The sequence below is a fragment of the Sphingomonas morindae genome (assembly GCF_023822065.1).
Lineage (GTDB): Bacteria > Pseudomonadota > Alphaproteobacteria > Sphingomonadales > Sphingomonadaceae > Solisphingomonas > Solisphingomonas morindae.
The window spans coordinates 2,834,757-2,859,442 of sequence record NZ_CP084930.1; the positions used below are offsets into that span (position 1 = coordinate 2,834,757).

Annotated in this window: 25 protein-coding genes; 11 read left to right on the plus strand and 14 right to left on the minus strand. The window is 70.8% G+C overall.

All coding sequences use genetic code 11. The features are described 5' to 3' along the window. Positions 1–38 precede the first annotated feature (38 nt). The 3 genes from LHA26_RS13905 to LHA26_RS13915 are packed head-to-tail and all read left to right on the plus strand — an operon-like array spanning position 39 to position 3,399. Entirely contained in the window at positions 39–1,154 is a 1,116-nt protein-coding gene (locus tag LHA26_RS13905; RefSeq protein ID WP_437441219.1) for a site-specific DNA-methyltransferase, read from the plus strand. After that, complete coding sequence (folP, locus tag LHA26_RS13910; RefSeq protein ID WP_252166191.1) at positions 1,151–2,278, plus strand: dihydropteroate synthase; 1,128 nt, start codon at positions 1,151–1,153, stop codon at positions 2,276–2,278. Before LHA26_RS13905 ends, folP begins: the two co-directional genes overlap by 4 nt. Next, a complete protein-coding gene (locus LHA26_RS13915; RefSeq protein ID WP_252166192.1) occupies positions 2,275–3,399 on the plus strand; it encodes a glycosyltransferase family 4 protein in 1,125 nt (374 codons plus the stop codon). Before folP ends, LHA26_RS13915 begins: the two co-directional genes overlap by 4 nt. Before the next feature lie 13 nt (positions 3,400–3,412). On the opposite strand, the gene LHA26_RS13920 is transcribed toward LHA26_RS13915, so the two are convergent. Then, the gene (locus LHA26_RS13920) at positions 3,413–4,852 is read right to left on the minus strand and encodes a sigma-54-dependent transcriptional regulator (protein WP_252166193.1); all 1,440 of its coding nucleotides are present in this window, start codon (positions 4,850–4,852) and stop codon (positions 3,413–3,415) included. Positions 4,853–5,003: 151 nt separating this feature from the next. Here LHA26_RS13920 and LHA26_RS13925 point away from each other — a divergent pair, with 151 nt between their 5' ends. Beyond that, on the plus strand, positions 5,004–5,132 hold the full coding sequence (locus LHA26_RS13925) for an aa3-type cytochrome c oxidase subunit IV (RefSeq protein ID WP_252166194.1): 129 nt from the start codon (positions 5,004–5,006) through the stop codon (positions 5,130–5,132). A 205-nt stretch (positions 5,133–5,337) separates the two neighbouring features. Further along, entirely contained in the window at positions 5,338–5,754 is a 417-nt protein-coding gene (locus LHA26_RS13930) for a hypothetical protein (protein ID WP_252166195.1), read from the plus strand. Positions 5,755–5,787: 33 nt separating this feature from the next. Here LHA26_RS13930 and LHA26_RS13935 read toward each other — a convergent pair whose 3' ends face one another. Next, the gene (locus LHA26_RS13935; protein WP_252166196.1) at positions 5,788–7,227 is read right to left on the minus strand and encodes a protein adenylyltransferase SelO; all 1,440 of its coding nucleotides are present in this window, start codon (positions 7,225–7,227) and stop codon (positions 5,788–5,790) included. A gap of 137 nt (positions 7,228–7,364) precedes the next feature. Here LHA26_RS13935 and gmk point away from each other — a divergent pair, with 137 nt between their 5' ends. Beyond that, on the plus strand, positions 7,365–7,988 hold the full coding sequence (gene gmk / locus LHA26_RS13940; RefSeq protein WP_252168397.1) for a guanylate kinase: 624 nt from the start codon (positions 7,365–7,367) through the stop codon (positions 7,986–7,988). Positions 7,989–8,041: 53 nt separating this feature from the next. Beyond that, positions 8,042–8,614: a hypothetical protein gene (locus LHA26_RS13945; RefSeq protein WP_252166197.1), complete on the plus strand. Its 573-nt coding sequence runs from the start codon at positions 8,042–8,044 to the stop codon at positions 8,612–8,614. A gap of 21 nt (positions 8,615–8,635) precedes the next feature. Here LHA26_RS13945 and LHA26_RS13950 read toward each other — a convergent pair whose 3' ends face one another. The 7 genes from LHA26_RS13950 to LHA26_RS13980 form a co-directional block, all read right to left on the minus strand. Beyond that, positions 8,636–9,316 carry an ATP12 family chaperone protein gene (locus tag LHA26_RS13950; RefSeq protein ID WP_252168398.1) on the minus strand — a complete coding sequence of 227 codons (681 nt, stop codon included), beginning with the start codon at positions 9,314–9,316 and terminating at the stop codon, positions 8,636–8,638. Positions 9,317–9,321: 5 nt separating this feature from the next. Further along, on the minus strand, positions 9,322–9,984 hold the full coding sequence (locus tag LHA26_RS13955) for an HAD-IA family hydrolase (RefSeq protein ID WP_252166198.1): 663 nt from the start codon (positions 9,982–9,984) through the stop codon (positions 9,322–9,324). Between the two features lie 40 nt (positions 9,985–10,024). Further along, the gene (locus LHA26_RS13960; protein WP_252166199.1) at positions 10,025–11,116 is read right to left on the minus strand and encodes an RluA family pseudouridine synthase; all 1,092 of its coding nucleotides are present in this window, start codon (positions 11,114–11,116) and stop codon (positions 10,025–10,027) included. Further along, positions 11,113–11,499 (minus strand): CrcB family protein, encoded by a 387-nt coding sequence (locus LHA26_RS13965; protein WP_252166200.1) that lies wholly within the window; start codon positions 11,497–11,499, stop codon positions 11,113–11,115. Before LHA26_RS13965 ends, LHA26_RS13960 begins: the two co-directional genes overlap by 4 nt. Before the next feature lie 57 nt (positions 11,500–11,556). After that, positions 11,557–12,126 carry a hypothetical protein gene (locus tag LHA26_RS13970; protein WP_252166201.1) on the minus strand — a complete coding sequence of 190 codons (570 nt, stop codon included), beginning with the start codon at positions 12,124–12,126 and terminating at the stop codon, positions 11,557–11,559. Beyond that, complete coding sequence (locus tag LHA26_RS13975) at positions 12,123–12,659, minus strand: hypothetical protein (RefSeq protein WP_252166202.1); 537 nt, start codon at positions 12,657–12,659, stop codon at positions 12,123–12,125. Before LHA26_RS13975 ends, LHA26_RS13970 begins: the two co-directional genes overlap by 4 nt. A gap of 324 nt (positions 12,660–12,983) precedes the next feature. Beyond that, positions 12,984–14,033 carry a ribonucleotide-diphosphate reductase subunit beta gene (locus LHA26_RS13980; protein WP_252166203.1) on the minus strand — a complete coding sequence of 350 codons (1,050 nt, stop codon included), beginning with the start codon at positions 14,031–14,033 and terminating at the stop codon, positions 12,984–12,986. 87 nt (positions 14,034–14,120) lie between these two features. Here LHA26_RS13980 and LHA26_RS13985 point away from each other — a divergent pair, with 87 nt between their 5' ends. Further along, positions 14,121–14,375: a DUF2171 domain-containing protein gene (locus tag LHA26_RS13985; RefSeq protein ID WP_252166204.1), complete on the plus strand. Its 255-nt coding sequence runs from the start codon at positions 14,121–14,123 to the stop codon at positions 14,373–14,375. Between the two features lie 83 nt (positions 14,376–14,458). Here LHA26_RS13985 and LHA26_RS13990 read toward each other — a convergent pair whose 3' ends face one another. Together LHA26_RS13990 and LHA26_RS13995 are read right to left on the minus strand one after the other, a co-directional pair. Beyond that, positions 14,459–16,678, minus strand: a complete 2,220-nt coding sequence (locus LHA26_RS13990) for a transferrin receptor-like dimerization domain-containing protein (protein WP_252166205.1) — start codon at positions 16,676–16,678, stop codon at positions 14,459–14,461. Positions 16,679–16,763: 85 nt separating this feature from the next. Continuing rightward, entirely contained in the window at positions 16,764–18,647 is a 1,884-nt protein-coding gene (locus tag LHA26_RS13995) for a ribonucleoside-diphosphate reductase subunit alpha (protein ID WP_252166206.1), read from the minus strand. Positions 18,648–18,990: 343 nt separating this feature from the next. On the opposite strand from LHA26_RS13995, the gene LHA26_RS14000 reads away from it, so the two are divergent. From LHA26_RS14000 to LHA26_RS20170, 3 genes are read left to right on the plus strand one after another with little or no spacing between them, the layout of a single operon-like run. Then, positions 18,991–20,511 (plus strand): fumarate hydratase, encoded by a 1,521-nt coding sequence (locus LHA26_RS14000; RefSeq protein ID WP_252166207.1) that lies wholly within the window; start codon positions 18,991–18,993, stop codon positions 20,509–20,511. A gap of 13 nt (positions 20,512–20,524) precedes the next feature. Further along, positions 20,525–22,381 carry an ABC-F family ATP-binding cassette domain-containing protein gene (locus tag LHA26_RS14005; protein ID WP_252166208.1) on the plus strand — a complete coding sequence of 619 codons (1,857 nt, stop codon included), beginning with the start codon at positions 20,525–20,527 and terminating at the stop codon, positions 22,379–22,381. Next, positions 22,342–23,103 carry a cell wall hydrolase gene (locus LHA26_RS20170; protein ID WP_367890719.1) on the plus strand — a complete coding sequence of 254 codons (762 nt, stop codon included), beginning with the start codon at positions 22,342–22,344 and terminating at the stop codon, positions 23,101–23,103. Before LHA26_RS14005 ends, LHA26_RS20170 begins: the two co-directional genes overlap by 40 nt. On the opposite strand, the gene LHA26_RS14015 is transcribed toward LHA26_RS20170, so the two are convergent. The 3 genes from LHA26_RS14015 to LHA26_RS14025 are packed head-to-tail and all read right to left on the minus strand — an operon-like array spanning position 23,085 to position 24,672. Beyond that, on the minus strand, positions 23,085–23,564 hold the full coding sequence (locus LHA26_RS14015; protein WP_252166209.1) for an NUDIX hydrolase: 480 nt from the start codon (positions 23,562–23,564) through the stop codon (positions 23,085–23,087). The genes LHA26_RS20170 and LHA26_RS14015 overlap by 19 nt on opposite strands. Then, complete coding sequence (locus tag LHA26_RS14020; protein ID WP_252166210.1) at positions 23,564–24,052, minus strand: metallophosphoesterase family protein; 489 nt, start codon at positions 24,050–24,052, stop codon at positions 23,564–23,566. Before LHA26_RS14020 ends, LHA26_RS14015 begins: the two co-directional genes overlap by 1 nt. Continuing rightward, a complete protein-coding gene (locus LHA26_RS14025) occupies positions 24,049–24,672 on the minus strand; it encodes a YbhB/YbcL family Raf kinase inhibitor-like protein (RefSeq protein WP_252166211.1) in 624 nt (207 codons plus the stop codon). The genes LHA26_RS14020 and LHA26_RS14025 overlap by 4 nt, the downstream gene beginning before the upstream one ends. Positions 24,673–24,686 lie beyond the last annotated feature (14 nt).

Sequence of the window (24,686 nt, forward strand, 5' to 3'; positions counted from 1 at the left end):
CGCTCTCGGCGTAGACAGGGGTGGCGGGCATGGTGAAGATGGACAGGGGTCTGCTGATGCCGGCCTCGCGCGAGGCGCTGCCGCTGGACCGCATCCTACGCGACGATTGCGTGCGCGCCATGGCGCTGCTGCCCGACAAATCGATCGACTGCATCTTCGCCGATCCGCCCTATAATCTTCAGCTCGGCGGCGATCTTCATCGGCCGGACGGCACGATGGTCGACGCCGTCGACGATGATTGGGACAAGTTCGAAAGCTATTACACCTATGACCGCTTCACCCGCGCCTGGCTGCGCGAGGCGCGGCGGGTGCTCAAGGATGACGGCACCATCTGGGTGATCGGCAGCTATCACAACATTTTTCGCGTCGGCACCAGCCTGCAGGACGAGGGCTATTGGCTGCTCAACGACATCATCTGGCGCAAGGCCAATCCGATGCCCAATTTCAAGGGCACGCGCTTCACCAACGCGCATGAGACGCTGATCTGGGCGGCCAAGTCCGAAGAGTCGCGCTACACCTTCAACTATCAGGCGATGAAGGCGCTCAACGAGGATGTGCAGATGCGCTCGGACTGGAGCCTGCCGCTGTGCGGCGGCGCCGAGCGGCTGAAGGACGATGACGGCAACAAGGCGCATCCCACGCAAAAGCCCGAGGCCCTGATCTACCGCATCCTGCTCGCCACCACCAAGCCGGGCGATGTGGTGCTCGATCCCTTTTTCGGTACCGGCACCACCGGCGCCGTGGCCAAGCGGCTCGGCCGGCGCTGGATCGGGATCGAGCGCGAGGCCAAATATGTGCGCGTCGCGCGGGAGCGGATCGCCGCGGCGCTGCCGCTGGACGAAAGCGCGATGACGGTGATGCCCTCGCGCCGCAGCGCGCCGCGCGTCGCCTTCGGCACGCTGGTGGAGGCCGGGCTGGTGCCGCCCGGCACGATGCTGAGCGATGCGCGGCGGCGCTGGGCGGCGGTGGTGCGCGCCGACAGTTCGCTGATGCATGAGGGGCAATCGGGCTCGATCCACAAGCTCGGCGCCGCGCTGCAGGGGGCACCCTCCTGCAATGGCTGGACCTTCTGGCATATGGAGCGCGCGCCGGGCCAGCTCGAGCCGATCGACACGGTGCGCCAGGCCTGGCTGGCGCAAGCGCCCGCTTCATGATCGCCGGCGAGCTTGCCCGGCGCGGCGCGCGGGCGCGGCTGTATCTCCGCCCGACCGGCTTCGTGGACGCGCCCTTCCATTATGAAGGCCAGACGCTGCGGCTGGCGGGCGGCCTGCTCTGGTTCTCGCAGGTGGAGGCGATCGCCGCCGACGCCGAGGGCCGCTTCGCCACGGCGCTGGTGCCGGTGGAGCGGATCGAGGATTTTATCGACAGCCTGCCCGAGCCGCATCGCGCCACCGGCCGGCTGACGCTGGACCGGCTGCTCGCGCCGCGCCCGGCGCTGACGCTGGGGCCGCGCACGGTGCGGCTGGACCAGCCGCAGATCCTCGGCATCCTCAACGTCACGCCCGACAGCTTCTCGGACGGGCGCGGGCTGGGCGAGGCGCCGGCCGAGGCCGCCGCGCGCGGTGTCGCCATGGCCGAGGCCGGGGCCGCGATCATCGATCTGGGCGGGGAATCGACGCGGCCGGGCGCCAAGCCCGTCTGGGAGGGCGACGAGATCGCCCGGACCGTTCCCGTCGCCGAGCGGCTGGCGGGCGCGGGGCTGGCCTTCTCGATCGACACGCGCAAGGCGGCGGTGATGCGCGCCGCCACCGCGGCGGGCGCCGCGCTGATCAACGATGTCTCGGCGCTGCTCCACGATCCGCGCAGCATCGAGACAGTGGCGGCGCTTTCCTGTCCGGTGGTGCTGATGCACCATCAGGGCGAGCCCGAGACGATGCAGCGCGACCCGCGCTACCGGGATCCGCTGCTCGACGTCTATGACTGGCTGGCGGCGCGGATCGAGGCGGTGGTGGCGGCGGGGATCGCGCGCAGCCGGCTGATCGTCGATCCGGGCATCGGCTTCGGCAAGGCGCTGCGGCACAATCTGGCGATATTGAACGGGCTGTCGCTGTTCCACGGGCTCGGCACGCCGCTGCTGCTGGGCGCCAGCCGCAAGCGCACCATCGGCGCGCTGGCGGGGGAGGCGCCGGTCGAGCAGCGGCTGGGCGGATCGGTCGCGCTGGCGCTGATCGGCGCCGGCCAGGGCGTGCAGCTGCTGCGCGTGCACGACGTGTTCGAGACGGTGCAGGCGGTGCGGGTGTGGCGCGGCCTGCGCGACGCGGCGCTCACCCCGGCATGAGCCCGGCGCCGCTTCGTCTGGCGGTCGATGCGCGGATGGATGCGGCGGGGGGCACGGGCGTGTCCACCTATACGCGCACCGTGCTCGCCGCCGCCGCGCTGCGCGGGTTGACGGCGGAGCGGATCGCCGCCTCGGGGTCGCGCGGCACGGCGCTGCGCTGGCTGCGCGCGGGCGTGCCGCTGCCGCTGCGGCTCAGGCGGCGCGGCGAGGGGCTGGTCGCGCGGGATCTGTTCCGGCTGGCGCAGAGCCGCTTCAACCGCACCGGCGCGATGCTCGAGCTGATCGCGCCAGGGCCGCCGGGGGTGGCGCACTGGGCCTATCCGGTGCCGATCTTCGTGCGGGGCTGGCGCAATCTCTACACCGTGCACGATCTCATTCCGCTGACCCACCCCGCGCTGACCTCGATCGATCCCGCGCGGCACCGTCGCCTGCTCGCGCTGGTGGCGCGCCATGCTGCGCGGATCGTCACCATCTCGGAGGCCTCGCGCCGGCTGATGCTCGATCAGCTGGGCTGGTCGCCCGCGCGGGTGGTCAATGCCGGGCTGGCGGTGGACGTGGCGGCCGCCGCCGACGCCACGCTCCCTGCCGGCGTGACCCCGGGCGGCTATTATTTCTTCTGCGGCCGGATCGAGCCGCGCAAAAATCTGCTGCGGCTGATCGAGGCGCATGCCGCGTCGGGCGCCACACGGCCGCTGCTGCTGGCCGGGCCGCCGGCCGAGGGCGCGGCGCCGATCCTGGCGGCGGCGGCGGCGGCGCCGGGGGTGAGGCTGCTCGATTATGTCGACCGCGCCACGCTGCTCGGGCTCGTCGCCGGCGCGCGCGCCTTGCTCTTCCCCTCGCTGGCCGAGGGCTTCGGCCTGCCGCTCGCCGAGGCGATGGCGCTCGGCACGCCGGCGCTGATCTCGCGCGATCCGGCGCTGCGCGAGGTGGCGGGCGAGGCGGCGCTGGTCGTGGACGAGCAGTCCGTACCCGCGCTCGCCGACGGGATCGCGCGGCTGGAACGCGACGACGCGCTGTGCGCGACGCTGGTGGCGCGCGGCCGGGCGCGCGCCGAAGCCTTCCGGCTGGAGCGGTTCGCCGATCGGCTGGGCGCGCTGTATGAAGAGGTGGCGCGCGGCTGAGCGCGGGCGGCGCTCAGGCGGCGCTGTCGATGCCGAGATCGCCGAGCTTGCGGTAAAGGGTCGAGCGGCCGATCCCGAGGCGGCGCGCCACCTCGCTCATCCGCCCGCGATAATGGGCGATGGCGAGCCGGATGACGTCGGCCTCGATCTCGTCGAGCGGTCGGAGATGGCCTTCGGGCGTGTAGAGCGGGACGCCGCTCTGGGGCGCGCCCGGCCGGCGGGCGCCCGGCGCCGCCGCGCGGCCCGGCCGGCGGCGCGCGAAGCTTTCCTGCGCGATCTGCGGGAAATCGGCGGTGGTCAGCTCGTCGCCATCGGACAGCACGGCGGCGCGGAACAGCGCGTTCTGAAGCTGGCGGACATTGCCCGGCCAGTCATAGGCGGCGAGCAGCTCCAGCGCGTCGTCGGCGATGGCGAGTTCGCGCAGGCCCGGCTGCTGGGCGATACGGGCGAGCAGATGGTGGACCAGCGCGGGCAGATCCTCCATCCGTTCGCGCAGCGGCGGAATGGCGACGAACACGCCCGCGAGCCGATAGAGAAGATCCTCGCGGAAGCGGCCCGCGGCGACTTCCTCGGCCAGCGGTACGCGGCTGGCGGCGATCACGCGCACATCCACCTCGACCCAGCCGCGCGCGCCGAGCGGCCAGATCCGGCCGCTGTCGATGGCGGCGAGCAGCCGCGCCTGCGTATCGAGCGGAAGCGCGCTGATCTCGTCGAGAAAGAGGGTGCCGCCATCGGCCTCGTAGAAGCGGCCGAGCTTGCGCTCGAAGGCGCCGGCAAAGGCGCCGCGCTCATGGCCAAACAGATCCGAATCGATGACGTTGGAGGGCACGGCACCACAATCCAGCACCACCAGCGGGCGCTGCGCGCGCGGCGACGCGGCATGGAGCGCCTCGGCCAGCATCTCGCGTCCGGTGCCGCGCTCGCCCTCGATCAGCACCGGCACGCGCGCCTGGGCGGCGTTGGCGGCGATCTGGATGGCCGAGCGGAAGGCCGGGGTTTCGCCGACAATCTGTTCCATCGCCAGCGGCTGCCACAATTTCTCCGCCATGGGGCGCAGCTCGCCCTCGCCGGCGTTGCGGCTCGCGGCGGCATCCAGCGCCGCGAGCAGCCGATCGGGGGCGAGCGGCTTGACCAGATAATCGGTGGCGCCGACGCGCATCGCCTCGATCGCCACCGCCAGCCGATCGAGCGAGGTGAGGGTGTAGATCGGCGTTTCCGCGGCGGAGCCGCGCAGCGCGGCGACCAGCGCGACCGATTCCGAAACCTCCTGCTGATCGATCAGCACCGCCTCGATCGAGCCGCCATGCGGCGCGGCGAGATGCGCCTGCGCCTCGGCCGCATCGGCCGCCACGGTGGTCCGCCAGCCCGCGCGCGCCGCGATGGCGGTGACGAGACGACGCTGTCCGGCGTCGTGGCCGACTAGCAACAGACTTCTGATCGTCTCGCGCGGCATGTTTTCCAATCCCCAGATACGCGGCTGCTCTAGGGGCGACCTGTAAAAACCAGCTTAAACCCTTCTTCCCCCCTGCGCGTCATACGAACAGGGTTGCGATGCTCCAAGAGGGGAGTAGGCTCGGCGCGCCACAGAAAGCCGGGGAGAGCCGATGGCACGGAGCGGAACGGGGCTTGAGGCCCATGAGCGGACCTATGGGTCGTTTCTGAAAATGCTGCGCTATGGCGCCGTGGCCGTGTTCGTGGTGGTGGCCGCCGTGGTGTTGATCATCGCGCACTAGCGGCCCGTAGCGCCCGATTTTCCTGATCTCGCGCAGCGTTTCGCGCGTCTTCCGAACAGCGGCACCGGCCGGCGCGCCCGAGTCGAGGCGTCCGTCGCACCGGGCGTGACGATGGCCGCGCCGCAGGCCCGGCGGCGGGCCCCGAATCGCTCAGCGGGAGTTCAGCCTCTTTCTGCTAGCCCGGCTGCAACGGAAGAGGTCCATCATGCCTGGTATCAAGAAACTCACCGTCGCCGCCGCGATGCTCGCGCTGGCGGCGCCCGCGCTCGCCGTCGACAAGCCCGATCCCAAGGGCGAGGCCGAGCTTGCCAAGCTGCTGCAAGGCCGCGTGGCCGGCAAGCCGGTGCGCTGCATCAACGCCAGCGACACCGGCAACAGCCAGATCATCGACCATACGGCGATCGTCTACCGCGTCGGCCGCACCCTCTATGTCAATCGCCCGCGCGGCGGAGCCAATTTTCTGGACTGGAACAACATTCTGGTCACAAAAATCTGGGGTAGCGGGCTCTGCTCGATCGATCCCGTCCAGCTGGTCGACCGGACGACGCGGATGCAGAGCGGCTTCCTGACGCTCGGCGATTTCGTACCCTACACCAAGCCCGACGCGCCCAAGGCGCACTGAGCCTCGACGCTCTGGGGCGGGCAGCGCCGCGGCTCAGGTGCCGCAGAATGTCTGATGGACACGCTCCTCAAGCGCGGGCGGGGCGGCATAGGCGGCGAATTCCGGCCGATCGGCATAGGGATCCGCCGTCGCCGCCAGCATGGCTTCGAAGGGCCCGAAATCCTCCTCCTCCACGGCGGCGCGGATCAGCGCCTCGATGCGGTGGTTGCGCGGGATGATCATGGGATTGGCGGTGCGCATGCGTTCGGCGCGGCCCGCCCCGTCCTCCAGCGCCAGCCGCGCCCGCCAGCCTTCGGCCCAGCCATCAAAGGCGGTGGGATCGATGAAGAGCGCGCGCGCGCCGGCGCCGTCGCCGCTGCCCAGCGCGCGGAAAAACGCGGTGTAATCCACCTGATTGGCGGCCATGGCGGCGAACAGCGCCGAGATCAGATCGATATCCTCGGGCCGGGCGGTGGCGAGGCCGAGCTTGCGCCGCAGCCCTTCATGATAGGCCGCCTCGAACCGGGTGGGGAAGCCGGCCAGCGTCGCTTCCGCCAGCGCGATGGCGCGGGTCTGGTCCGTATCGATCAGCGGCAGCAGCGCCTCGGCCAGGCGCGTGAGGTTCCACTGCGCGATGCGCGGCTGGTTGCCGAAGGCATAGCGGCCGAACTGATCGATGGCGCTGAAATGCTTGGCGGGATCATAGGCGTCCAGAAAGGCGCAGGGGCCATAATCGATGGTTTCGCCGGCGATCGACATATTGTCGGTGTTCATCACGCCATGGATGAAGCCGACGCAGAGCCAGCGCGCCACCAGCGTCGCCTGGGCGGTGATCACCGCGTCGAGCAGCGCCAGCGCCGGCCGTTCGGCGCCGGCGGCTTCGGGATAATGGCGCTGGATGGCATGGTCCGCGAGCGCGCGCAGCGCCGCCTCGTCGCCCCGCGCGGCGAAGAATTGGAAGGTGCCGACCCGGATATGGCTGGCCGCCACCCGGGCGAGCACGGCGCCGGGCAGGATCGTCTCGCGCATCACGCCCTCGCCCGTCAGCGTCGCCGCGAGCGCGCGCGTGGTGGGGATGCCCAGCGCCGCCATCGCCTCGCTCACCACATATTCGCGCAGCACCGGGCCGAGCGCGGCGCGGCCATCGCCCATGCGCGAAAAGGGTGTGCGGCCGGCGCCCTTCAGCTGGAGATCGAAGCGCCGCCCGGTGGGGTCCACCAGCTCGCCGAGCAGCACCGCGCGGCCGTCGCCGAGCTGCGGCACGAAATTGCCGAACTGGTGCCCGGCATAGGCGAGCGCGATCGGCTCGGCGCCCGTCGGCACGCTGTTGCCCGCGAGCAGCGCCTCGGTCAGCTCCGCCGGATCGAGGCCAAGCGCCTCGGCGAGCGGGCGATTGAGCCGGATGAGCCGCGGCGCGCGCCCGGGGGTGGGCGCGACGCGGGCGAAGAAATGATCCGGCAGGCGGGCATAGCTATTATCAAAGGCGATCGGCATGCGGCCTAGATAGGGGCGGCCGGGGCGATCCGCACCGGTGCGGGGGCGATTGACCGAATCCCGTGCCGACGCCAGAAGCGGCTATGGCCGATTTCCGCGATCCGCACTTCTCCCGCCGCCGTCCGCATGAAACCGAGATGCAGCGGCGCGGCGTGCTCTTCGTCATTTCGTCGCCCTCGGGGGCGGGCAAGTCGACGATCGCGCGCAAGCTGATCGAGGCCGATGGCCATATCCAGCTTTCGGTCTCGGCCACCACGCGGCCGATGCGCCCCGGCGAGGTGGACGGGCGCGACTATCATTTCGTCGATGTCGGCCACTTCAAGCAGATGGTGGCGGACGACGAGTTTCTCGAATGGGCGCATGTCTTCGATCATCGCTACGGCACGCCGCGCGCGCCGGTGGAGTCGATGCTCGCCGATGGGCGCGACGTGCTGTTCGATATCGACTGGCAGGGCGCGCAGCAGCTCTACCAGCAGGCGGCGGGCGATGTGGTGCGCGTCTTCATCCTGCCGCCCTCGATGGCGGAGCTGGAGCGTCGCCTGCGCGGGCGCGGCACCGATGCCGACGCGGTGATCGAAAGCCGCATGGCGCGCGCCGTCGCCGAGATCGGCCATTGGGACGGCTATGACTATGTGCTCGTCAACGACGATGTCGAGCGCTGCTTCGCGCAGGTGCGGCTGATCCTGCGCGCCGAGCGCCTGCGCCGCCACCGCCAGCTCGGCCTGATCGGCTTCACCCGCAAGCTGATGCGCGGCGACTAAGGGCACCTTCCCCGCGCTCGGCGGTTGAACCGGCGGCTTGAGGGAGGTTAAGCATGATCCGCATCCTGGCCGGCAGCATCGCCGGCGGCATCGTGATGTTCGTGGTGAGCTTTCTCTTCTGGGCGACGCCGCTCGCCGGGATCGGCTATGCCCATGTCGACGACCAGCGCTCGGCGGCGGTGCAGACGGCGCTCGCGCAAAATCTTCCCGCCACCGGCCGCTATGTGGTGCCCGATACGCGCAGCGCGGCGGGCACGATCCTGTACGGGCGCGGTCCGGTCGCGACGATCGACTATAACAGCCACGGCTTCGCCACCAATGATGGCGGCGCGCTGCTGGGCGGGCTGATCCAGGACATGGTGGTGGTGCTGCTGTTCGGCCTCGCGCTGGTGCCGATCCTCTCGCGCGTCACCGACTTCGCATCGCGCGCGCGCGTGGTGATCGGGATCGCGGCGGCGGCGGCGGTGATGATCCAGCTCGCCGATCCGATCTACGCGCATGGGTCGTGGCGCTTCGCGCTCTACGCGCTGATCGCCGATATCGCGATGCTGGCCGCCGGCGCGCTGGTGCTGACGCGCTGGTTCCTCCCCTATGCCACCGATCGCGAGCGGACGATCCGGCGCTGAGCGCGGCGGCCGCCCCGGCGGTCAGGCGAGCAGCGCGAGGAAGCGCGCGGCGGCGGTGAAGGCGGCGTGACGATCGACGCGCGCGGCGGTGGCGAGGTTATCCTCCCCCCATTGCTCCGCCTGCCACAGCTGATCGAGCTCGGCCGCCTGCCAGGCCGGCTCGGCGTCGATGGCGCCCTCGGCCATGGCGAGCGCGAGCACCAGCGATCCGCTGAGCGTGGTGAGCGGCGACAGGCCGGCGAGCGCGAAGGCATCATAGTCGCCAAGCGCGGTGGCGAGGCGCGCCACCGTGGCCGGCGGCTGCGCGACATGGACGATGCCTTCGGTGACGGTGAAATCGACGCCGAAGTGGCGCCGCGCCCAGTCCAGCGGCGGATCCCAGTGTAGCGCCTGGCGCGCCACGAGCGAGGCCGGGCCATCGGCGCGGTAGCAGAGCAGGTCGGTCTCGGCATAGGCGGCGAGCTGGCCGGCAAAGGCGGCGCTGTCCGGCGCGATCCGATCGATCGCGGCATTGGCGAGGCCGGTGAGCGGCATGGCGCGCGGATCCAGCGTCTCGCCGACGCCGCGCCACTCCTCGGCGATCGCCTCCGCCAGCGCCTGGGTGGGAAGGCGCAGCGGCGCGCGCGCTGGCGTGCGCACCGGCTTGTCGTCGAGCCGGATCCCGCCCTCCGCCACCGTCACCTCGGACCAGAAGCGCCGCATCGGTGTCATAGCGTCTCTCCCGCGCAGAGCCGGACGAGTTCGGACGGATGGCGCGCCACCGCGTCCGCGCCGGCGGCGAACAGCTCGTCGGCGCGATGATAGCCCCAGGCGACGCCGATCGCGCGGACGCCGGCGCGATGCGCCATGAGGATGTCGTAGCTGGTGTCGCCGATCATGACCGTGCGCGCGGGCTCGGCCCCGGTTTCGGCCATGGCGGCGTGGAGCATCGAGGGATCGGGCTTGGAGGGATGGCGATCGGCGGTCTGCCGCGTGACGAAGCGCGACCCGAAGCCGTGACCGGCGAGCGCGAGATCGAGCCCGCGATCCGATTTGCCGGTGGCGACGCCGAGCCGCCAACCCTCGGCCTCGAGCGCGTCGAGCGCCTCGGCGATGCCCTCGAACAGCGGCTCCTCGACCTTGCCCTCGGCGCGCAGCCGCTGGAAACAGCCCTTGTAGCGCTGCGCGAGATCGGCGTGGAGCGCATCGTCGCCCGCCGGATGGAGCCGCTGCATCGCCTCGAACAGGCTGAGGCCGACGATGCGGCGCGTTGCCGCGCGGCCGGGATCGGGCAGGCCGGCCTCGGCGAAGCAGGCGGCCATGGCGGTGCCGATATTGGCCTCGCTGTCCACCAGCGTGCCGTCGCAATCGAACACGGCGAGGCGGATCATGCCGGGCGGCCGGCGCGCGGGCGGGCGGGCTTGCGCGGCATCAGGCGCGGCCGCGCCCGCGCCGTTCGCCGCGGCGCTCGCGCCGGCGATCCTTGGCGGCATGGGCGGCGGCGCGCTTGCGGCCCTCGGGCGTCTCGGAGGCCTTGATCTCGTCCAGCGGCAGCGCGTCGCCGGCGGCGGGATCGAAGCCGAGCAGCGCGAGGCTGTCGGCGAAATGGCCGGGCAGATCGGCCTGCACGTCGATGCGGCCGCCATCGGGATGATCGATCCGCAGGCGGCGCGCGTGGAGGTGCATCTTGCGGCTCACGCCCCCGGTGAGGAAGGCGTCGGGGCCGCCATATTTGCCGTCGCCGACGATTGGGTGGCCGATCGCTGCGAGATGGACGCGGAGCTGGTGGGTGCGGCCCGTCAGCGGCTGGAGTTCGACAAAGGCGGCGCGGTTGCCGGCGCGCTCGATCACGCGATAGCGGCTGCGCGACGGCAGGCCGGCCTCTTCGGATACATGCATCTTCTCGCCGCCGGTGCCGGGCTGCTTGGCGATCGGCAGATCGATCAGCCCATCCTCGGGCGAGGGCACGCCGATCACGATCGCCCAATAGACCTTGCGCGCGGTGCGGCTGGAGAAGCTCTTGGAGAAGGCGGCGGCGGCGCGCGCCGAGCGGGCCAGCAGCAGCGCGCCGGACGTATCCTTGTCGAGCCGGTGGACGAGCTTGGGGCGCGTTTCGGCCTCGAACTGGAGCGCATCGAGCAGGCCGTCGAGATGGCGGTCCGTCTTGGTGCCGCCCTGGGTGGCGAGGCCGGGCGGCTTGTTGACGACCAGCGCCGCCTTGTCCTTGTGGATCACCAGGCCCTGGGCGAAGCTCTCATCCTCGGGCGACAGCGCGGGCCGCGCGCGGGCGGGACGCGCCTCGGCCGGCGCGGCGGGCTCGAGCGGCGGCACGCGCAGCACCTGGCCGGCCTCGATGCGATCGCCGGGGGCGACGCGCTTGCCATCCACCCGCAGCTGGCCGGTGCGCGCCCAGCGCGAGACGATGTTGAAGCTCGCCTCGGGCATATGGCGCTTGAACCAACGATCCAGGCGGATGCCGTCATCGTCGAGCGCGACGGTGAAGCTGCGGATATCCTCGCTCATGCCGCCAGGCTCCGGCCGAGCGCGAGGCCCAGCATCAGCGCCAGGATCGCGCCCAGCGCCGAGGCCAGGACATAGAAGAGCGCGAGGGCGGGCTGGCCACGCTCGATCATCGTCACGGTCTCGAGCGTGAAGCTGGAGAAGGTCGTGTAGCCGCCGAGCACGCCGACGCCCAGCAGCAGGCGCATCGGCTCGGCGGCGGCGATGCCGCCGGCGGCGCGCGCGAGCAGCGCGGCGAGCAGCCCCATCAGCAGCCCGCCGCTGACATTGACGAACAGCGTGCCGGCGGGAAAGCCGGTGCCGAGCAGGCGCTGCCCGGCAACGCCGGCGAGATAGCGCAGCCCCGAGCCCAGGGCGCCGCCAAGCATGACAAGGAATATCGGCATGGCGCCCGCCTTAGTGCCAGATCGGCCCGGGTGGAAGCGCTTAGCATCGCGCGCCGGTCAGCCGCCGGCGGTCCAGACGAAATCGGCCGGGGCGCGGCCGCCCTGTTCGGGCGCGAGGATGACGGCGAAGGCGCGGCCGCCGCGATCGCCCGCCAGCACCCAATCGCCCGCGCGATCGTCGCGCCCCGCCGAATAGCCGGCGGCGGCGGCGCGCGCCTTGTACCAGGCGAGCAGCGCCGCCCGATCGCCGGGCACGGTGAAGCTCACCAGCCGCAGCGCGCAGGCGCCGTCATGGCCGGCCGCCTCGCTGATCGCGGCGCCGGGCGGGAGCGGCCATTCGGGCGGTAGCTTGCCGGCCCAGGCGGCATCATAGCCGAGCGCGTTGGCGGTGCGGCCCAGGCAATCCCCGCGCGCGGACGCACCCGGCCCCCGCGCCGCGACGGCGGAGGCGGCGCCGGTTCCACCCGCGGCGGCCGTGGCGGCGGGTGCCCCGCCGCCACGGCGGACATGGATCAGCGCGCGCAGCTCCTCGGCGGCGCGGCCGCCCTGCGGCGGGGCCGGGGGCGGGCGATGGCAGGCCGCCATCGCCAGCAGCAGCGCAAGCGCCGTCCGCGCACGCGGCATCATTGGCCGGTGACGATGAAATGGCCGGCCGAGCCGCTGCCCTGCGGGCCAAGCTGGAGCGCCAGCCGCGCCTCGCCCTTGTCGCCCGGCTTGGTCGCCGCGAATTGCTGACCGGCCGCCGGCGGCACCTCGCGCCAGCCGCTGCCGCGCGCGGCATCGCGATAATAAGCGAGCAGCGCCTCGGGGGCGGCGGGATCGGTGAACTGCATCTGCACCGTGCCGCGACTCTCGCCGCCGGTGCCGTCGCCCGCATCGCCGGCCACCTGCATGCCGGTGATCTTGGTGCCGGGATGGAAGCGCAGCCCGTCGATGCTCGATTCGTCGGTGCCGAAGGAGAGGCCCGGCACCGCCAGCTTGGCGGAGAAGCCGGGCACCGACAGCGCCAGGGTCTGGCTGTTGCCGTCGCCTTCGGGCGCGCTGAACTGCACCGAGGCGGTGCCGTTGGCGGCCCTGGTCTTGTCGTCGCCGTCGCCGCCGCCGCAGCCGGCGAGCAGAAAGGCCAGGGCGAAGGCGGAGCAGGTTGCGGCGCGGATCATGGTCTCTCCTGGGTCGACGAAGCGGCACGTGTAGCGCGCCAACGCGCCAGCGTCGCTTCGGATCACAGGATCGCGGGCGCGCGGCGGGGCACGGCCGGCGAATGTGTCAGTGCCGAAATCCCCGTGCAAGATACGGAGCCGAGAAGGATCGGGCCAGCGGCGCTGTCATCTTCCCCCCGGGAGCGTCGCTGGCTCCCCCCCCCCATCCTCGGATCGTCCCTCTTCGGACCATCGCCGCCGCCGCGCGCGACGCGTGCCTGCGCCGCGCGGGCGGGGTACCCGGCGCGGGCGCGGCGGCGCGCCGAGGCCCGCCGCCGCCCGGCCTTATTCGGCCGCGACGCCGCCGAACATGTCGCCCAGCGATCCGCTCTCCTCGTTCGCGGCGACCGCCGTCTTGGCGGCCTTGCGGCGATCGAAATTGTCCCACACCTCGGACCAGTTGCCGCGCGTCGCCGCCTTGGAATATTCGGTGGCGCGGGTTTCGAAGAAATTGGCGTGCTCGACGCCGTTGAGCAGCGGCGCCAGCCAGGGCAGGGGATGGTCCTCGATCATGTAGATCGGCTTCAGCCCGAGCTGGCCCAGGCGCCAATCGGCGATGTAGCGGACATAGCGCTTGATGTCCTTGGGCGTCATGCCGTTCACCGGGCCCATCTCGAAGACGAGATCGATGAACGCATCCTCGATCCGCACCGTCTTCTGGCACATGTCCATGATATCGTCGCGCACGGCCGGCGTCAGGCAGTCGCGCTCCTTCACGAAGGTGTGGAACAGCCGGACGATGCCCTCGCAATGCAGCGTCTCGTCGCGCACCGACCAGGAGACGATCTGCCCCATGCCCTTCATCTTGTTGAAGCGCGGGAAGTTCATCAGCATGGCGAAGGAGGCGAACAGCTGCAGCCCCTCGGTGAAGCCGCCGAACATGGCGAGCGTGCGCGCGATATCCTGATCGCTGTCCACGCCGAAGGTGGAAAGGTAATCATGCTTGTCCTTCATCTCCTTATACTGGAGGAAGGCGGAATATTCGGTTTCCGGCATGCCGATCGTATCGAGCAGATGGCTGTAGGCGGCGATGTGCACCGTCTCCATGTTGCTGAACGCCGTCAGCATCATCTTGATCTCGGTGGGCTTGAACACCCGGCCATATTTCTCGTGATAGCAATCCTGCACCTCGACATCCGCCTGGGTGAAGAAGCGGAAGATCTGGGTGAGGAGGTTGCGCTCGTGCGGGGTCAGCTTCTGCGCCCAATCGCGGCAATCCTCGCCGAGCGGCACCTCCTCGGGCAGCCAGTGGAGCTGCTGCTGGCGCTTCCAGAACTCGAACGCCCAGGGATATTCAAACGGCTTATAGGTCTTGGAGGCTTGCAGCAGGGGCATGGAAAACGTCCTTCACGAAACGATCGGTGCAGCGGTTCGGGGACTCGCGCGTTCGGGCACGGACCCTTTCAACTTAGGAGACGAACGATGGTCGACAAGAGCGCTATCCAGGAACATGCCGAAGTGATCGGCGCCGATGGCGTCCATATCGGCACCGTCGATCATGTCGATGGCGACCGCATCAAGCTCACCAAGGCGGACAGCCCCCAGTCCGAGGACGGGCAGGGCGGCAAGCATCATTATCTGCCGCTCGGCCTCGTCGCCGAGATCGAGAGCGACGGCGTCGTCCGCCTCTCCGCCACGGCGGCCAATGCCGTGGAGCTGTTCGAAGAGGCCGAGTGATCCGGCCCCGCCCGCGTCCCTGATCGGACGCGGGCCAGTGACGGCGCCCGCGCTCCTCATCGGGCGCGGGCCGGTCGCGGCGCTCATCGCCTGCTCACCGTCGCGAGACGGTCGGCATAGGCGGTGAGCGCCGCCGCCGTTTTGACGATATAGGCGCGCGCATCGTCCCAGCGCCGCTCCTCGATGGCCTCGCGCACGCCGGGCAGCGTCTTGGCGCCATAGCCGGTGAAGCGGCCGGGCGCATAAGCGAGGTTGCGATACCAGGGTCGGAAAGGCAGGCCCTGCGCATCCAGCATCAGCCGGTCGATCCGGGCGAGGCCCTCGGCCGGCGCCCCGGCGGCGATCGCCGCGTCGGCGGCGGTGGCGGCCTGGCTCAGCCGCGCGGACGCGGCCTCGAGCGGCGAGAGATCGAGCGCGGGCGTGGCGGCCTCGGCGGGCGGCTCGGCGATCGGCGCCTTGGGATCGGCGGCGAGCGCGAAGGCATGCGCCGCCACCAGCGTGGCGCGGCTCCGATCCTTGGCCTGCATGGCGGCCACCAGCTTTTTCAGCTCGCCCACATAGCGCGTCACCGCCTGGGCGAAATCGCCGTAGCGGGCGGGGATGCGCGGGCCATCGGCCGCGCGCAGCACCAGCCGCCCCGCCACCTTGGACAAAGTGGCGCCATAGGCGAGGCCGGGATCGTCGAACTTGGTCACATGGGTGAAGCTGTCATACACCGAATGGTAGGAGCCGCTGGTCGCATCCTCGCCGCCAAAGCCGAGATTGATCGAGGCGATGCCGAGATGCTGGAGAAAGGCCGAATAGTCCGATCCCGAGCCGAGCGCGTCGACCGGCATGTCGGCGCCGGCGCGCGCGGCGGCGAGCGCCTCGGCATCGGCGCCGGCGGGCTTGTCATAGGCGCTGGCGAGGGTGTGCGCCTGGGCACGCGCGATCACCGAGACGCCGCTCTCGGGATCGCGCACGTCGCGCGCCGCCTCGTTCACGAAATGCTGCAGCTCGTGCGACGCCTCGGCCTCGAGAAAGCCGCGGCTGCTCATATCGGTGTTGACGTAGAGCAGCGCCTTGCGATCGAGTTCGTCGGCATGGGTCTCGGCCCATTCGGTCGAGCCGAGCAGCCCCGGCTCCTCGCCGTCCCAGCTGGCATAGACGATGGTCCGCTCGGGCCGCCAGCCGCTCCGGGCGAGCGCGCCCAGCGCCTTGGCTTCGGAGAGCATGGCGCCATGGCCGGTCAGCGGATCGGCCGCGCCGAACACCCAGCCATCGCGATGATTGCCGCGGATCACCCATTCGTCCGGGCGGGTGCGGCCCTTCATCGTCGCGATGACATCGTAGATCGGCTTGAGCGACCAGTCCGAGCGGACGAGCAGATGCGCCTGCACCGCCGGCGTGCCGCCCCAATGATAGGCGAGCGGCAGCGCGCCGCGCGCGGATTGGGGCACCAGCGGGCCTTCCAGCCCGGCGAGCAGCTGCCGCGCATCGCCATAGGCGATCGGCAGGGCCGGGATCTTGAGCAAGGTCACCGCCTGGGCGCGATCCAGCCGGCGGGCATTGGCGGTGGCGCCGACCCCCGGGGTCAGCGGATCGCCCGGATAGGTCGTCATGTCCTGCACCGAGCCGCGCTGCACGCCGCGCTCGGGCCGGCCGCCGCCGCGCGGATAGGGATCGAAGCGGGCATAGCCATCATCGGCGGGATCGGAATAGATCAGGCAGCCCACCGCGCCATGTTCCTGCGCCAGCTTGGGCTTGAGGCCGCGCCAGCCGGCGCCGTAGCGCGCCAGCACGATCTTGCCGCGCACATCGATGCCGGCGCGGGCGAGCGCCTCATAGTCCGCCGGCATGCCGTAATTGACATAGACGACGGGCGCCGTGACATCGCCATCGCCCTGATAGGCGACATAGGGCGGCAGCGCCGCCTGGGTGGCGGCCGAGGTGGGATCGCCGGCGACCGGCGGCTCCTGGCCGCCCAGCGTGACGCGCGCGGGCGCGATCATCTCCAGCCGGGTCTCGATCGGCGTTGGGTAGAGCACCTGGAAGGTCTCGATGCGGGCGTCCCAGCCCCATTGCTTGAACAGCGCCAGCGTCGCCTCGGCATTGGCCTTGTCGTGCGGCGAACCGACCTGGTTGGGCGCGGAGGAGAAATCCTTGAGCCAGGCGAGCTGGTCGGCGGCGCTGATCGCGGCATCGAACGCCGCCTCGGTGGCCGCCGGCGTGGCGGGCGGCGGGGCGGCCGGCGCCGCCGCCAGCGGCGCGCCCGCAATCGCCAGAGCCAGCGCCGTTCCCGCCAAGATCCTGTGACGCATCATCGCTTTCCCCTCTTGCCCCCCGGGGATTTCCGTTCGCCCCGGCCGGCGCCGCCCATGCCCCGGGCGGGCGCGGCCGCCGCCCGCCTCACTGGCAGGCGAGGCACTCGTCATAATCGGTCGTCTCCACCTCGATCTTCTTCAGATCGATGGTGTTGTCCGCCTCGACCCCACCGGCGAAGCCGGCCCGCTGCACGGATTTGGAGCGGAGATAATAGAGCGACTTGATGCCCAGCTCCCAGGCGCGGAAGTGGAGCATCAGCAGATCCCATTTCTCAACATCGGCGGGGATGAACAGGTTCAGCGACTGCGCCTGATCGATATAGGGCGTGCGATCCGCCGCCAGTTCGAGCAGCCAGCGCTGATCGATCTCGAACGAGGTCTTGTAGCAGTCCTTTTCCTCCTGGCTGAGGAAATCGAGATGCTGCACCGAGCCGCCGCGCTCGAGGATGGTGTTCCAGACGGCGTCCGAATCCTTGGATTTGTCACGCAGCAGCTGCTGGAGATAGGGATTCTTGATCGAGAAGCTGCCCGACAGCGTCTTGTGCGTGTAGATATTGGCCGGGATCGGTTCGATACAGGCCGAGGTGCCGCCGCAGATGATCGAGATCGACGCGGTCGGCGCGATCGCCATCTTGCAGGAGAAACGCTCCATCACGCCCTGGTCGGCGGCATCGGGGCACGGCCCGCGCTCATGGGCGAGCAGCATCGAGGCCTCGTCCGCCTTGGCGCGGATGTGCCGGAACATCTTCAGGTTCCACGACTTCGCCATGGCGCTTTCAAAGGGCAGGCCGCGCGCCTGGAGAAAGGAGTGGAAGCCCATCACGCCGAGCCCGACCGAACGCTCGCGCGACGCCGAATATTTCGCGCGCGCCATGCCATCCTCGGCGCGATCGATATAGTCGCTCAGCACATTGTCGAGGAAGCGCATCACATCCTCGATGAAGCGGCCGTCGCCGTGCCACTGGTCCCAGGTCTCGAGGTTGAGCGAGGAGAGGCAGCACACGGCGGTGCGCGCCTCGCCATTCTGATCGATCCCGGTCGGCAGCGTGATCTCCGAGCAGAGGTTCGAGGTCGATACCTTGAGGCCGACGTCGCGCTGGAATTTCGGCATGGCGCGGTTCACCGTATCGGCGAACACGATATAGGGCTCGCCCGTCGCCAGCCGGGTTTCCACCAGCTTCTGGAACAGCGCGCGCGCGTCCACCTCGCCGCGCCGCGAGCCGTCCTTGGGGCTGCGCAGCTCGAAGCTGCCGCCGTCGCGCACGGCTTCCATGAACTCGTCGGTCAGCAGCACGCCATGGTGCAGGTTCAGCGCCTTGCGGTTGAAATCGCCCGACGGCTTACGGATCTCGAGAAACTCCTCGATCTCCGGGTGCGACACATCGAGATAGCAGGCGGCCGAGCCGCGCCGCAGCGAGCCCTGGCTGATCGCCAGCGTCAGCGAATCCATCACCCGCACGAAGGGGATGATCCCCGAAGTCTTGCCGTTGAGGCCGACCGGCTCGCCGATGCCGCGGACATTGCCCCAATAGGTGCCGATGCCGCCGCCGCGGCTGGCGAGCCAGACATTCTCGTTCCAGGTCTCGACAATGCCGTCCAGGCTGTCGGGCACCGAATTGAGATAGCAGGAGATCGGCAGGCCGCGCCCGGTGCCGCCATTGGACAGGACGGGGGTGGCGGGCATGAACCAGAGGCGGGAAATATAGTCGTACAGCCGCTGGGCGTGCGCGGCATCGTCGGCATAGGCCGAGGCGACGCGCACGAACAGATCCTGGATGCTCTCGCCCGGGAGCAGATAGCGATCCTTCAGCGTCTCCTTGCCGAAATCGGTGAGCAGCGCGTCGCGGCCATGATCCACCTCCACCGGATAGGGCGCGCGCGGCCCGTCCGCGCGGGCGGGCGCGACGCCGGACTGGGCCTCGCTGGTCGCGTCGATCATGCTCGCCTCGCTGCTGCCTGCCAGATCCATCTCTTCGCCGCTCCGTTCCTGATCCGTTCGACTCACGGCGCCGGGATTGCCCGGATGCCGCCCATCTCGCAATGCCTGTGTTCGGGGCACGGGACACACCGGACGGGACAGGGCCTCGACCCCACCGCATCCGCTATATAGTGCGTCGCCCGCGCTCCCCCTACACAATGGCTTGTGCCGTGCTTCTTTCCGCGAGGGTAGGCGGTATTTTTTCGGAGCGTGCAAATTTCCCGCTTGCAGTCTCCGGAAGCCAGCTTGGTCCACGCGTCGCGGCCGGCCGGATGGTTGGCGTGCGCCGCCACTGGCGCTAAGGCGTGCGCGACATCCGCACGAAGGCCGTTTCATGACAATCCTCATCCGCGAAGCCGACCTGATCGAGAGCGTCGCCGACGCGCTGCAATATATCTCCTACTATCACCCGATGGATTATATCCGGGCGCTGGGGGATGCCTATGAAGCCGAGCAATCGCCCGCCGCGCGCGATGCGATCGCGCAGATCCTCACCAACAGCCGGATGTGCGCCGAGGGCCATCGCCCGATCTGCCAGGATACGGGCATCGTCACCGTCTTCGTCAAATGGGGGATGAACTGCCGGCTGGACAGCGCGCATGCGCTCCAGGCGGTGATCGACGAGGGTGTCCGCCGCGCCTATCTCCACCCCGAGAATCGGCTGCGCGCCTCGATTCTCGCCGATCCCGCCTTCGGCCGCGTCAACACCCGCGACAACACGCCGTCGGTGCTCCATGTCGAGCTGGTGCCGGGCGACCGCGTCGACGTGACCGTCGCCGCCAAGGGTGGCGGATCGGAGAACAAGTCCAAGTTCAAGATGCTCAACCCATCGGACAGCATCGTCGACTGGGTGCTGGAGATGGTGCCGCAGATGGGCGCCGGCTGGTGCCCGCCCGGCATGCTGGGGATCGGCATCGGCGGCACCGCCGAAAAGGCGATGCTGCTCGCCAAGGAATCGCTCATGGGCGATATCGACATGGCGCAGCTCAAGGCGCGCGGTCCGGCGAGCCGGCTGGAGGAATTGCGGATCGAGCTGTTCGACAAGGTCAACGCGCTCGGCATCGGCGCGCAGGGGCTGGGCGGCCTGGCCACCGTGCTGGACGTGAAGATCCTCGACTGGCCGACCCATGCCGCCTCCAAGCCGATCGCGATGATCCCCAATTGCGCCGCGACGCGCCACGCGCATTTCCATCTCGACGGCAGCGGACCGGCCTATCTGCCGACGCCCAATCTCGATGCCTGGCCCAAGGTGGAATGGACGCCGTCCAAGGAATCGATCCGTGTCGATCTCGATACGCTCACGCCGGAGATCGTCGCCAGCTGGAAGCCGGGCGATCGGCTGCTGCTGAATGGCCGCATGCTCACCGGGCGCGATGCCGCGCACAAGCGCATCCAGGACATGCTCGCCCGCGGCGAGACGCTGCCGGTCGCCTTCAAGGGCCGCGTGATCTATTATGTCGGCCCGGTCGATCCGGTCGGCGATGAGGTGGTCGGCCCCGCCGGCCCCACCACCGCGACGCGGATGGACAAGTTCACCAAGATGATGCTCGATCAGGGCCTGCTCGCCATGGTCGGCAAGGCGGAGCGCGGGCCGGCCGCGATCGCGGCGATCAAGGAGGCGCGCTCCGCCTATCTGATGGCGGTCGGCGGCGCGGCCTATCTGGTGGCGCGCGCGATCAAGGCGGCGCGCGTGGTGGGCTTCGAGGATCTCGGGATGGAAGCCATTTACGAGTTCGACGTGAAGGACATGCCGGTCACCGTCGCGGTCGATGCCGAGGGCGTGAGCGTGCATCATACGGGGCCGCTCGTGTGGCGCGACAAGATCGCCAAGGCGCGCGCGGCGGAGCCGGCATGATCCGGACCGGCCGATGCTGAACCTCAACGGCATTACGGTGCGGCTCGGCGGCCGCACCATCCTGGATGGCGCCACCGCCATGCTGCCCACCCGCGCGCGCGTGGGGCTGATCGGCCGCAACGGCGCCGGCAAGTCGACACTGGTGAAGATCATCGCCGGCGCGCTCGAGCCCGATGGCGGCGCGGTGGAGATGCCGCGCGGCGCGCGCATCGGCTATGTCGCGCAGGAAGCGCCCGCCGGCCGCACCACCCCGGCCGAGGCGGTGCTCGCCGCCGATACCGAGCGCGCGGCGCTGCTCCACGAGGCGGAGGATTGCGCCGATCCCGATCGGCTGGGCGACATTCACGAGCGGCTCAACGCCATCGACGCCTATGCCGCGCCGGCGCGCGCGGCACGCATCCTCAACGGGCTCGGCTTTGACGAGGAGATGCAGGCGCGGCCGCTGGACAGCTATTCGGGCGGCTGGCGGATGCGCGTCGCGCTGGCGGCGCTGCTCTTCTCCCAGCCCGATCTGCTGCTGCTCGACGAGCCCTCCAACCATCTCGATCTCGAGGCGGTGCTGTGGCTCGAGGATTTCCTGAAGACCTATCCGGCGACGATCGTCATCGTCAGCCACGAGCGCGACTTTCTGAACAATATCGTGGACCATATCCTGCATCTGCAGGGCGGCAAGATCACCCTCTATGCCGGCGGCTACGACAGTTTCGAGCGCCAGCGCGCGGAACGGCTGGCGCAGCTCGAGGCGGCGCGCGCCAACCAGGCGGCGCAGCGGGCCAAGCTCCAGGATTATATCGCGCGCAACTCGGCGCGCGCCTCCACCGCCAAGCAGGCGCAGAGCCGCGTCAAGGCGCTGGCGCGGCTCCAGCCGATCGCCGAGGCGTTCGAGGATCCCTCGCTCACTTTCGGCTTTCCCGATCCCACCGAGCTGAAGCCGCCGCTCATCACGCTCGACATGGCCAGTGTCGGCTATGCGGAGACGCCGGTGCTCCAGCGGCTGAACCTGCGCATCGATCCGGACGACCGGCTGGCGCTGCTCGGCCGCAACGGCAATGGCAAGACGACGCTGGCGCGCCTGCTCGCCGCGCAGCTGGCGCCGATGGCGGGCGCGATGGCCGCGAGCGGCAAGCTGAAGGTCGGCTATTTCACCCAATATCAGGTCGAGGAGCTGGATAGCGGCGATACGCCCGTCGAGCATATGGCGCGGGTGATGAAGGGCGCCACGCCGGGCGCGGTGCGCGCGCAGCTGGGCCGCTTCGGCTTTTCGGGCGACAAGGCGACGACGCAGGTCGGCCGGCTCTCGGGTGGCGAGCGGGCGCGGCTGGCGCTGGCGCTGATCACGCGCGAGGCGCCGCACCTGCTGATCCTGGACGAGCCGACCAACCATCTCGACGTCGACGCGCGCGAGGCGCTGGTGCGCGCCCTGGCCGAATATCGCGGCGCGGTGGTGATCGTCAGCCATGACCGCCACATGATCGAGCTTGCGGCGGACCGGCTGGTGCTGGTGGATGGCGGCACCGCGCGCGAGTTCGACGGATCGCTCGACGATTATACGGCGCTGGTGCTGGCCCGTCCGGCGGCGGGCGACAAGAAGGCCAACCGCAAGGAGGATCGCCGCGCCGCCGCCGAGCGGCGCGAGGCCGCGCAGGCGCTGCGCAAGGCGGTGCGCGAGGCCGAGACGGAGATGGCGCGGCTGCAGACGCTGCGCTCCGCGCTGGACCGCGCCATGTTCGATCCCGCCGGCGCCGAGCCCGGCTTCGCCAAGCTGACCATGACGGAGCTGATGAAGCGCCGCGCCGATGCCGAGGCCAGGCTCGAGGCGATCGAGGCCGAATGGCTGGCGGCGAGCGAGGCGCTGGAGGCGGCGGCCTGAGCGGCGCGCGCACCCGGCCGCGCGCGGCGGGCGGGCTCGCGCTCGTCCCGCCCCGCCGCCCCGCGCCCGTCCGCGGGCGGCCGCGTGGCCGCAAGCCGGCGCGCCGGCGCGCGGCGCCGCTGCCGCCGCTCGTCACGCTCATGCTGCTGTGGAGCTTCGGCTTCACGCTGCTGTGGCTGTTCGATCATCGCCGGCCGGCGGCGCCGCCGGCGCCGGCGCGGACCGAGCGGCCCGATTTCGCCGCCGCCCGCGCCGCCAACGCCCTTCTGCCGATCGTGCGCGCGCCGCGCGCGGCGGCGCCCTTCCGCTTCCATGGCAGCGAGGCCGCGCGCGAGCAGGCGGCGCAATGCCTCGCCACCGCGGCGCTCTACGAGGCGGGCGACGACGAGGAGGGCCAGCGCGCGGTGATGCAGGTGGTGCTCAACCGCGCCCGCCGGCCGGGCTTCCCCAAGACGATCTGCGGCGTGGTCTATCAGGGTGCCGCGCTCGCCACCGGCTGCCAATTCTCCTTCGCCTGCGACGGCTCGGCGACGCGCCGCACCGAGCGCAGCGGCTGGGATGCGGCGCGGCGCCGCGCCCGCGCCGCGCTGGCGGGCGCGGTGTATCGCCCGGTCGGCAGCGCCACCCATTATCACGCGGACTATGTGCTGCCCTATTGGATGGGGACGCTCGACAAGATCGCCCGCGTCCGCACCCATATCTTCTACGAGCCGCGCGGCTGATCGGCTTCGAGCAGCGCGGCGAGCGCCTCCAGCAGCGGGCGCTGGCTCGGCAGCATCATCGCCTCCGCCTCGGCCAGCCTGAACCAGGCGGCGCGGTCCACCTCGGGAAAGGCGCGGATCCGGCCGCTGCGCGGCGGCCATTCGAGATCGAAGGCCTGGCTCCGCAGCGTCGCCGGATCGAAATCGCCGGCCAGCGCGAAGGCGCACACCTGCTTGCCGCCGGCCTGGCGGATCGGCGGCAGCGGCCGCGGCGCGCCGTGCGGGGCGCTGCCAAGCTCCTCCGCGAACTCGCGCAGCGCCGCCGCGAGCATCGTCTCGCCGGGCTCGGGCGCGCCCTTGGGGATCTGCCACGCGCCCGCGTCGCGCCGCGCCCAATAGGGGCCGCCGGGATGGACGAGCAGCACCTCCACCCCGTCGGCGCCGGGGCGGTGGAGCAGGATGCCGGCGCTCACCGCGCCCATCAGCCCGCCTCCAGCAGCGCCGCCAGCGTCACCGGCCGGAAGCCGCGCGCATCCACCCCGACATCGAACTGACGCGGCATCGGCGCGAGCCGGCCATGGCTGTGGCCGTGCAGGTTGATGGCGCCGCGATGCTTGTTGTGCCAGGTGCGGAAGGGATAGTGGCAGAGGATGCAGAGCCGATCCTCCACCACCAGCTCGGCATAGGCGCTCACCCCCGCCCAGCCCGGCGCGGCGGCGGTGTCGGCATCGTCATTATTGCCGGTGACGAGATATTTGGTGCCGTTGAGCCGGGCGAGCCACGCCGCCACCGACGCGCCCGAGCGCGCGACATCGCCGAGATGCCACACCGTGTCCGCCGGCGTCACCACCGCGTTCCAGCCGGCGATCAGCGCCGCGTCCATCTCCGCCACCGAGCCAAAGCCGCGCTTGTGGATGTTGAGCGTGCGATGATCGCCGAAATGGGTGTCGGCGGTGAAGTAGAGCGTCATTCCGGGGCGAGGGCGGGGGCGCCGGCCGGCCCGATCGCGGCGGGTTCGCCGCGCGAATAGCAGCCCACCAGCGCGCCCGCCGCCAGCACCCGGCCGGCCAGCGCCTCGACACAGGCCGAGCGGCCCGGCTCCTCGCCGAGATCGACCCGCTCCGACAGGGCGAAGAGCTGGAAGACATAATCGTGCGTGCCGTGGCCGGTGGGCGGATCGGGCGGCAGCCAGCCGCGGCGCAGCGCGCTGTTGCGGCCCACCGCGCCGCCCGCCAGCATGGCCGATCCGTCCAGCGCGCCCTCGGCGAGGGCGGCCGTTCCCGGATCCATCCCCCAGACCAGCGCATGCACCAGCGGCCGCGCGGCGGGCGCGTCGGGATCCTCGACGATCAGCGCGAGCGCGGCGGTCGCGTCCGGCACGCCATGCCAGAGCAGCGGCGGCGACACGCCCTCGCCATCGGCGGTGAAGCGCGGCGGCAGCCGGCCGTCCTGCGCGAAGGCGGGGCTGCCGAGCGTCACCGCCGGCACCGCGCCGAGCGCCAGCCGCGGATCGGCGATGACGAGCGAATCATGGCCGGCGCGCGCGCCGCGCAGCAAACTGCCCAGCCAGGCGGGAATATGTTCGAGCATAAGGACCTCCTCGC

Coding starts and splice junctions, on each gene's coding strand:
- LHA26_RS13960 (WP_252166199.1), bottom strand. CDS start 11,116: ATGAGCGAGGATATCCGCAGCTTCACCGTCGCGCTCGACGATGACGGC.
- LHA26_RS20170 (WP_367890719.1), top strand. CDS start 22,342: ATGGCTGGCGGCGAGCGAGGCGCTGGAGGCGGCGGCCTGAGCGGCGCG.
- LHA26_RS14025 (WP_252166211.1), bottom strand. CDS start 24,672: ATGCTCGAACATATTCCCGCCTGGCTGGGCAGTTTGCTGCGCGGCGCG.
- LHA26_RS13990 (WP_252166205.1), bottom strand. CDS start 16,678: ATGATGCGTCACAGGATCTTGGCGGGAACGGCGCTGGCTCTGGCGATT.
- LHA26_RS13905 (WP_437441219.1), top strand. CDS start 39: ATGGACAGGGGTCTGCTGATGCCGGCCTCGCGCGAGGCGCTGCCGCTG.
- LHA26_RS13915 (WP_252166192.1), top strand. CDS start 2,275: ATGAGCCCGGCGCCGCTTCGTCTGGCGGTCGATGCGCGGATGGATGCG.
- folP (WP_252166191.1), top strand. CDS start 1,151: ATGATCGCCGGCGAGCTTGCCCGGCGCGGCGCGCGGGCGCGGCTGTAT.
- LHA26_RS13930 (WP_252166195.1), top strand. CDS start 5,338: ATGCCTGGTATCAAGAAACTCACCGTCGCCGCCGCGATGCTCGCGCTG.
- LHA26_RS14005 (WP_252166208.1), top strand. CDS start 20,525: ATGCTGAACCTCAACGGCATTACGGTGCGGCTCGGCGGCCGCACCATC.
- LHA26_RS13975 (WP_252166202.1), bottom strand. CDS start 12,659: ATGATCCGCGCCGCAACCTGCTCCGCCTTCGCCCTGGCCTTTCTGCTC.
- LHA26_RS14020 (WP_252166210.1), bottom strand. CDS start 24,052: ATGACGCTCTACTTCACCGCCGACACCCATTTCGGCGATCATCGCACG.
- LHA26_RS13925 (WP_252166194.1), top strand. CDS start 5,004: ATGGCACGGAGCGGAACGGGGCTTGAGGCCCATGAGCGGACCTATGGG.
- gmk (WP_252168397.1), top strand. CDS start 7,365: ATGCAGCGGCGCGGCGTGCTCTTCGTCATTTCGTCGCCCTCGGGGGCG.
- LHA26_RS13945 (WP_252166197.1), top strand. CDS start 8,042: ATGATCCGCATCCTGGCCGGCAGCATCGCCGGCGGCATCGTGATGTTC.
- LHA26_RS13920 (WP_252166193.1), bottom strand. CDS start 4,852: ATGCCGCGCGAGACGATCAGAAGTCTGTTGCTAGTCGGCCACGACGCC.
- LHA26_RS13980 (WP_252166203.1), bottom strand. CDS start 14,033: ATGCCCCTGCTGCAAGCCTCCAAGACCTATAAGCCGTTTGAATATCCC.
- LHA26_RS14015 (WP_252166209.1), bottom strand. CDS start 23,564: ATGGGCGCGGTGAGCGCCGGCATCCTGCTCCACCGCCCCGGCGCCGAC.
- LHA26_RS13985 (WP_252166204.1), top strand. CDS start 14,121: ATGGTCGACAAGAGCGCTATCCAGGAACATGCCGAAGTGATCGGCGCC.
- LHA26_RS13965 (WP_252166200.1), bottom strand. CDS start 11,499: ATGCCGATATTCCTTGTCATGCTTGGCGGCGCCCTGGGCTCGGGGCTG.
- LHA26_RS13935 (WP_252166196.1), bottom strand. CDS start 7,227: ATGCCGATCGCCTTTGATAATAGCTATGCCCGCCTGCCGGATCATTTC.
- LHA26_RS13995 (WP_252166206.1), bottom strand. CDS start 18,647: ATGGATCTGGCAGGCAGCAGCGAGGCGAGCATGATCGACGCGACCAGC.
- LHA26_RS14000 (WP_252166207.1), top strand. CDS start 18,991: ATGACAATCCTCATCCGCGAAGCCGACCTGATCGAGAGCGTCGCCGAC.
- LHA26_RS13970 (WP_252166201.1), bottom strand. CDS start 12,126: ATGATGCCGCGTGCGCGGACGGCGCTTGCGCTGCTGCTGGCGATGGCG.
- LHA26_RS13950 (WP_252168398.1), bottom strand. CDS start 9,316: ATGCGGCGCTTCTGGTCCGAGGTGACGGTGGCGGAGGGCGGGATCCGG.
- LHA26_RS13955 (WP_252166198.1), bottom strand. CDS start 9,984: ATGATCCGCCTCGCCGTGTTCGATTGCGACGGCACGCTGGTGGACAGC.